Source organism: Brachybacterium sp. AOP29-B2-41, assembly GCF_052378395.1.
Taxonomy (GTDB): Bacteria; Actinomycetota; Actinomycetes; order Actinomycetales; family Dermabacteraceae; genus Brachybacterium.
Map to the genome: position 1 here is coordinate 326,285 of NZ_JBQSXR010000002.1, position 6,298 is coordinate 332,582.

The 6,298-nt window shown below is 70.3% G+C and carries 6 protein-coding genes and 1 tRNA gene; 3 read left to right on the plus strand and 4 right to left on the minus strand.

Annotated elements, in window-relative coordinates; translation table 11 throughout:
- Positions 1-23: 23 nt before the first annotated feature.
- From ACT3T9_RS03675 to ACT3T9_RS03685, 3 genes are all read right to left on the minus strand, one after another.
- Positions 24-449, minus strand: coding sequence for a cupin domain-containing protein (locus tag ACT3T9_RS03675; protein WP_444502194.1), 426 nt, complete (start codon positions 447-449; stop codon positions 24-26).
- Between the two features lie 39 nt (positions 450-488).
- Positions 489-2,489: a heavy metal translocating P-type ATPase gene (locus ACT3T9_RS03680; protein ID WP_444605992.1), complete on the minus strand. Its 2,001-nt coding sequence runs from the start codon at positions 2,487-2,489 to the stop codon at positions 489-491.
- Positions 2,490-2,578: 89 nt separating this feature from the next.
- The gene (locus tag ACT3T9_RS03685; protein WP_444601290.1) at positions 2,579-2,818 is read right to left on the minus strand and encodes a heavy-metal-associated domain-containing protein; all 240 of its coding nucleotides are present in this window, start codon (positions 2,816-2,818) and stop codon (positions 2,579-2,581) included.
- 152 nt (positions 2,819-2,970) lie between these two features.
- Between ACT3T9_RS03685 and ACT3T9_RS03690 the strand changes: the two genes are divergently transcribed.
- Positions 2,971-3,756, plus strand: a complete 786-nt coding sequence (locus tag ACT3T9_RS03690; RefSeq protein WP_444605993.1) for a Crp/Fnr family transcriptional regulator — start codon at positions 2,971-2,973, stop codon at positions 3,754-3,756.
- 95 nt (positions 3,757-3,851) lie between these two features.
- Here the strand turns inward: ACT3T9_RS03690 and ACT3T9_RS03695 are convergent.
- Positions 3,852-3,924, minus strand: a tRNA-Arg gene (locus ACT3T9_RS03695).
- Positions 3,925-3,997: 73 nt separating this feature from the next.
- On the opposite strand from ACT3T9_RS03695, the gene ACT3T9_RS03700 reads away from it, so the two are divergent.
- Together ACT3T9_RS03700 and ACT3T9_RS03705 are read left to right on the plus strand one after the other, a co-directional pair.
- Positions 3,998-5,431 carry a nitrilase-related carbon-nitrogen hydrolase gene (locus tag ACT3T9_RS03700; protein WP_444605994.1) on the plus strand — a complete coding sequence of 478 codons (1,434 nt, stop codon included), beginning with the start codon at positions 3,998-4,000 and terminating at the stop codon, positions 5,429-5,431.
- Positions 5,432-5,503: 72 nt separating this feature from the next.
- Positions 5,504-6,187, plus strand: a complete 684-nt coding sequence (locus ACT3T9_RS03705) for a copper resistance CopC family protein (protein WP_444502197.1) — start codon at positions 5,504-5,506, stop codon at positions 6,185-6,187.
- Positions 6,188-6,298: the final 111 nt, after the last annotated feature.

The window sequence follows — 6,298 nt, forward strand, 5'->3', positions numbered from 1 at the left end:
GCCATCAGGGGTGCTGCGGGGGATCAGGCCTGGGGAGACTGGTCCTCGCCTGCGGCCTCGGCGGCGTCCGCCTCCTCCTTGGTGGCGAAGGCGCCGTCCACCGCATGCTCGGGCGGGCTGTAGATCGTGTACAGCACGAGGGGCTCCTCCCCGGTGTTGCGGACGTTGTGCTGGGCGCCGGCGGGCACCGCGCACAGATCACCGGCGTGGACTGCGTGGGTGTGGCCGTTGAGGTCGGCTTCACCGGTCCCGGAGACCAAGGTCAGGATCTGGTCCGTGGTCTCGTGGACCTCGTCCCCGATCTCTCCGCCCACCGGCACGGTCACGAGGACGATCTGGGAGTGCTTCCCCGTCCACAGAACCTTGCGGAAGTCCGGATTCGCTGTCGCGATGTCCGCGATGGTGAAGTGCTCGACGTCGCCTTCGAGGGCGAAATGCTGTTCAGACATGATGCGCTTCCTCTCGAGTGGACATGGTTCTGTTCGGGGTCAGATGCTCTGGCTCGCCCCGACGCTCTGCGGAATGCGGGTCTCGGACGGGGAGCCCGGGCGGGCGCCGTGCTGATCCTTGCGGCGGCGCAGCAGTCGCATCGCGTTGAGGATCACCAGCAGCACCGAGCCCTCGTGGACCAGCATGCCGATCGCCATCGTGACCCCACCGGCGAACACGCCCACCAGGAGCGCGATCACCGTGATCAGCGCGATCGCGATGTTCTGTCGCATCACGGAGACCGTGCTGCGGGCCAGACCGATCGCCTGCGGGAGCTTGAGCAGATCGTCCTTCATCAGGGCGATGTCAGCGGTCTCGATGGCGACGCCGGTGCCGGCGGCGCCCATCGCCACGCCAATATCGGCAGTGGCCAGGGCCGGGGCGTCGTTGACGCCATCGCCGACCATCGCCACGGTGCAGCCCTCGCTCTGGAGCTGCTGGACGACGGTGAGCTTGTCCTCGGGCAGCAGCTGGGCGCGGACCTCGTCGACCCCGACCTCGGCGGCGACCGCCTCGGCGACCCGCCGGTTGTCACCGGTGAGCATGATGACCTTCTTGACCCCGGTCGCGTGGAGCCGGGCGATCATCTCCCTCGCGTCGGTGCGGATCCGGTCGGCGACCGCGACCACGCCGATCACGCGGCCGTCGAGGGTGACGACCATCGGGGTGCGGCCGAGTCCGGCGAGCCGGTCGACCTCCGCGGTCGCGCCGCGATCCTCGGAGATGTCCTCGGCCGCCAGCAGCGGCAGGTTGCCGACGGCGACGCGTCGACCCTCGAGGGTGGCGACGATGCCCTTGCCGGGAACCGGCTCGGTGTGCTCGGGCAGGCCATGGGTGGGCAGGCCCTCGGCCGCCGCGGCGTCGATCAGGGGACGTGCCAGCGGGTGCTCGGAACCGGCCTCGGCACGTGCCGCCCAGCCGAGCACGTCGGCACGATCCAGGGCAGGGTCCAGGACGGTCACGTCGGTGAGGTAGGGCTTGCCCTCGGTGAGGGTGCCGGTCTTGTCCAGGGCGACGGCGGTGATCTTCGCGCTGGTCTCCAGGTACTCGCCACCCTTGATGAGGATGCCGTCCTTGGCACCGCGGCCGATGCCAGCCACGATCGAGACGGGGATGGAGATGACCAGCGCCCCGGGGCAGCCGATCACCAGCAGGGTCAGGGCGAGCACGACGTTCCCGGTGATGAGCCCCGTGATCAGGGCCAGCAGAATGATGCCGGGGGTGTACCAGGTGGAGAACTTCTCCATGAAGGTCTGGGTGCGGGCCTTGGCGTCCTGCGCTTCCTCGACGCGATGGATGATGCGGGCCAGGGTGGTGTCGGCCCCGATGCCGGTGGCGCGCACCTGCAGGAAGCCACCGCCGGAGATGGTGCCGGCGAACACCTGGTCGCCCTCGCCCTTCTCGACGGGGATGGACTCGCCGGTGATCGACGCCTCGTCCAGAGCCCCGGTACCGCCGATGACGATGCCGTCCACAGGGACCTTCGCGCCGTTCTTGACCAGCACCGTCTCCTCGGGCTGGACCAGGGCGGCGGAGATCTCCACCTGTTCGCCCTCCCGCATCACCACGGCGACATCGGGGGCGACAGCCACAAGCTCCGCGAGCGCGGAGCGGGTGCGGTTCATGGTGCCGGCCTCGAGGGCGTGGCCGATGGCGAACAGGAACGTGACTGCAGCCGCTTCCCAGTACTGGCCGATGATCAGCGCACCGACCGCGGCGATGGTGACCAGCAGATCGATGGCGATGACCTTGACCATCAGCGCGCGCAAGGCCTTGAGGATGATCGGGATGCCGGCGACCAGCGCCGCGGCGACCATGAAGAGATCGGAGGTGACCAGGGCGGTGGGCCCGTCCAGTGAGAAGCCGAGGCCGTGCTGGTGGCCGGAGCCGAAGGGGTTCACCCCGATGGACAGGGAGAGGATCGCGGCGACGACGATGAGGAGACCCGAGATGATCGGGGTTCCCCAGGGACCGCGCAGCCAACGGGTCAGAGCAGACATGAGGTGGTGCCTTTCAAGTCAGGTGCGGCGCAGGACGCGGAGCAGGATCTGGGCAGGACGGCCGGGCCATGGGGCCCGGCCGCCAGGGGTCAGAAGGCCGAGAGGACGGACTTGTAGCCGGCCTTGTCGATCGCGGCGACGATCTCATCGGTGGTGGTCACGGAGGCGTCGTGGTCGACTTCGACGCGGCCGGAGGCGAACTTCACGCTGACGTTCTGCACGCCCTTGAGGCGGCCCACCTGTTTCTCGATCTTGGCGACGCAGGAAGGGCAGCTGAAGCCCTCGGCGCGGAAGATGGAGTGGGTGCTGGTGGCGGGGGTGGCAGTCATGGTGAGCCTTCCTTCTGGAGCGTGGTCCTCGAGGGGCTTTCCCTCGATGTGCTCTCAACCTAGAAGGGTTCTTGTGGAAGCGACATGACAGGGATCAATCAACTGCACTCCACTTCTGACCAGGCCGGATGGGAGAGGGTTAGAGTCGAGCCATGACCATCCAGGAGCCACCCGCCGGGCCCGCCGCGCAGGGCCGACGCACGATCCCGCTCACGGAGATCACCCTGCCCCACCAGTGCCCACGGCCCGTGCGGCTGTACGTGCTGGCCCGCGCGCCCTACTTCCTCGGACTGGGCGAGTCGGAGCTGGATCGCATCGATGCCCGGATGCGCACCCTGACCTTCGCCCCGGACGCCCCGATCTACCGCGCCGGCGAACCGGCGGAAGCCCTCTACGTGGTCGCCGAGGGGCGGGTGAAGCTGTCCCAGGTCACCGCAGGCGGGACCGAGACAGTCACCGATCTGCTGGTCCCCGGGGAGCTGTTCGGGACCATGAGCACTCTCGGCGAGCCGATCCACCACCAGACCGCCTCGGCGCTGGTGGGCACCTGCGTGCTGCGCATCGACCAGGACGACTTCCGCTCTGTCCTCGCTGAGCAGCCGCGCATCGCGCTGCGGGTCCTCGACGACGTCGCCGCCCGCCTCTCGCGTGCTGAGACCGACATCGGCTCGCAAGGCTCCGCGACCGTCGAGCAGCGGGTCGCGAGCACCCTGCTCCGCCTGGCGGACAAGCTCGGTGAGGACCGTGGGAGCGAGGGGATCATGCTCGAGGTGCCGCTGTCCCGCGCGGATCTCGCGGGCCTGGCCCGCTCCACCCCGGAATCCGTCTCCCGCGTGATGAGCCGGTGGAAGAGGGAGGGCCTGATCGACTCCGGGCGGCGCTGGACCGCGGTGAAGGATCGCGGACGGCTCGAGATGCTGCGGGATGCGCAGGAGTGAGAAGGGCTGAGCTGGCGGCGTTGCGCAGCGCGACTCATTGCTTCACGTCGGCCTCATCCAACCCGGCCCACTGGTTCAACCAGCCCCATGGTTCGTGCCCCCGGCGCGATTCGAACGCGCGACACCCGCTTTAGGAGAGCGGTGCTCTATCCCCTGAGCTACGGGGGCGATCCGGCCCGTCCCCGGAACGAACCGGGACCTGAGCCTCGAACATGGTAGCGCTCCATGGCAGGATCTGAGCATGTCCAGCGAGCTGCCCGAGACCTCCGCCACCGTCGCCGCCGTGATCCTGGCCGGTGGTGCGTCCTCGCGCCTGGGTGGCGCGGACAAGACCCGTCTGCCGATCGCCGGCGCGACCGCCCTGGAGCGGGTGCTGCGCGCCGCCCCCCACGGACGGCGCATCGTCGTCGGTCCCAGCGGCGAGGACGGCAGTGACCTCGCCACCCGCCATGGCGCTCGCTTCGTGCTCGAGGATCCGCCGCGCTCCGGGCCGCTGGCCGCTCTCGCCCGTGGCGTCACCGAGTTCTCCGAAGGCCCGGACAGCGCCACCGTGCTGGTGCTCGGCGGAGACATGCCGATGCTTCGTCCCGAGACACTGCGCAGCCTCGCCACCCGCAGCGCTGAGACCGGGCAGGTGGTGGCCCTCGAGGCCGACGACGGCCACCTCCAGTTCCTCGGCGCGGCCTGGCCGCTGGGCCGGCTGCGAGCAGCACTGGGTGCGGTCGAGCATGAAGACGGTGGCTGGGCCGATCTCAGCCTGCGCCGGCTCTACGCGCAGCTCGGTCCGGAGGAGCTGGGAACGCTGCGTGCGCTCGGCGCTGAAGGCGCGGACATCGACACCCCGGATGCCCTGGCCCAGGTGCGCCGCGCCGCGGGTCCCCGCATCGCCCTGGCCCAGATCGAGATCTCCGAAGACCTCGAGGCCACCTTCGAGACCGTGCGTGGCGCGGTCATCGAGGCCGCCGAGCAGGGGGCGCACCTGGTGCTGTTGCCTGAGGCGACGCTCACCCCCTTCGGCACCGATCTGCGAGCGGCCGCTCTCGCGCACCATGACTCCTTCGCCCAGCTGGTCCAGGAGCTCGCCGAAGCGCATTCGCTCGTGGTCGTCGCCGGCTCCTTCACCCCCACCGAGGACGGCCGCGTCCACAACACCGTGATCGTGCGTGGCCCGAACTGGGATCCCCACCTCGAGTACCGCAAGATCCACCTCTTTGATGCCTTCGGCGCCGACGAGTCCCGGACCGTCGCCCCGGGCAGCGAGCTGGTCACCTTCGATCTGCACGGCACCCGCTTCGGGATCGCCACCTGCTATGACGTGCGCTTCCCGGAGCAGTTCACGGCGCTGGCCCGCCGGGGAGCACAGGCGATCCTGCTGCCCCTGGCCTGGGCCGAGGGGCTGGGCAAGCGGGAGCAGCTGCAGCTGCTGCTGCGGGCCCGCGCTCTGGACTCCACCACCGTGGTGCTCGCCGCGGACCAGACCCCGCCTGCGGAGTACACCGGGAAGGCGGCCCGCGGCATCGGCCGCAGCGCCGCCGTCGGCCCGCTGGGTGCCATCCGCCAGGAGCTCGGCCGCGAGCCGGGGCTGCTGCTGGTGGATCTCGATCTCGAGGAGATCGATGCTGCCCGGGCCGCGCTCCCGGTGCTCGAGCATCACGTGGACCTTCCTCGCGACTGACCCTGCGGCTGGCGTGACCCGAGGTGACCGGCGCCACGGCGGCACCGTGCCCTGCTGGCGTAGCCTGCAGGAATGATGTCTTCGATCGACAGCTTCGGCTCTGTTCGCCCCGCTCCTGCCCGTCGTGCCCCTGCCCGTCTGGTCACGCTGCTCGCGCTCTGCAGCGCGATGCTGTTCGCCGTGCTGCTGGCGATGCCCGCCCCGGCGCAGGCGCATGACACCCTACTCAGCTCGGATCCGGAGGACGGCGCGACTCTGGAGGCCTCGCCCGAGGCGCTCACCTTCACGTTCTCCGCAGATGTCCTCGAGGTGAGCCCGCTGGTACGGATCTCCGACGAGTCCGGCACCGAGCTCGCCGAGATCGTCCCGACCGTCGACGGTCCGATCGCCACCGCGACGCTCGAGGAGCCGCTGCCCGCAGGCACCCACACCATCCAGTGGCGCGTGGTCTCCAGCGACGGCCACCCCATCGAGGGCACCCAGACCCTCACGATCGAGCAGGGACCGGCCGCGTCCGCAGCCCCGAGCGACGGCGGCGGTGCTGCGGAGGAGCCCGGCGCCGCGGCGAGCGATGCCGGGGGAGCGGAGAGCTCGGACGCTCCGGTCACGGACGACGCCCCGCAGGAGCAGGGCGCCTCGGCGCAGTCCTCGGACGACGAGGGTGGCCTCCCCATGGGAGCCCTGATCGGGATACTCGCGGTGATCGCCGTGGGTGCTTCCGTCGCCGTCTACTTCATCGTGCGCCGCCGGGACTGACCGCTGCGACTGGCTGCCGCGACGTACTGCTGCGACTGAACACCGCGACGACCCCCACAGCGCGCAGACTCGCGACGTAGAGGGGCGCCGCCGCCGAGGGGGGGGGGGGCC

Bases quoted from the DNA above. Each gene is read 5' to 3' on its own strand.
- ACT3T9_RS03690 (WP_444605993.1), top strand. From the start codon at position 2,971: ATGACCATCCAGGAGCCACCCGCCGGGCCCGCCGCGCAGGGCCGACGC.
- ACT3T9_RS03675 (WP_444502194.1), bottom strand. From the start codon at position 449: ATGTCTGAACAGCATTTCGCCCTCGAAGGCGACGTCGAGCACTTCACC.
- ACT3T9_RS03705 (WP_444502197.1), top strand. From the start codon at position 5,504: ATGATGTCTTCGATCGACAGCTTCGGCTCTGTTCGCCCCGCTCCTGCC.
- ACT3T9_RS03680 (WP_444605992.1), bottom strand. From the start codon at position 2,489: ATGTCTGCTCTGACCCGTTGGCTGCGCGGTCCCTGGGGAACCCCGATC.
- ACT3T9_RS03700 (WP_444605994.1), top strand. From the start codon at position 3,998: ATGTCCAGCGAGCTGCCCGAGACCTCCGCCACCGTCGCCGCCGTGATC.
- ACT3T9_RS03685 (WP_444601290.1), bottom strand. From the start codon at position 2,818: ATGACTGCCACCCCCGCCACCAGCACCCACTCCATCTTCCGCGCCGAG.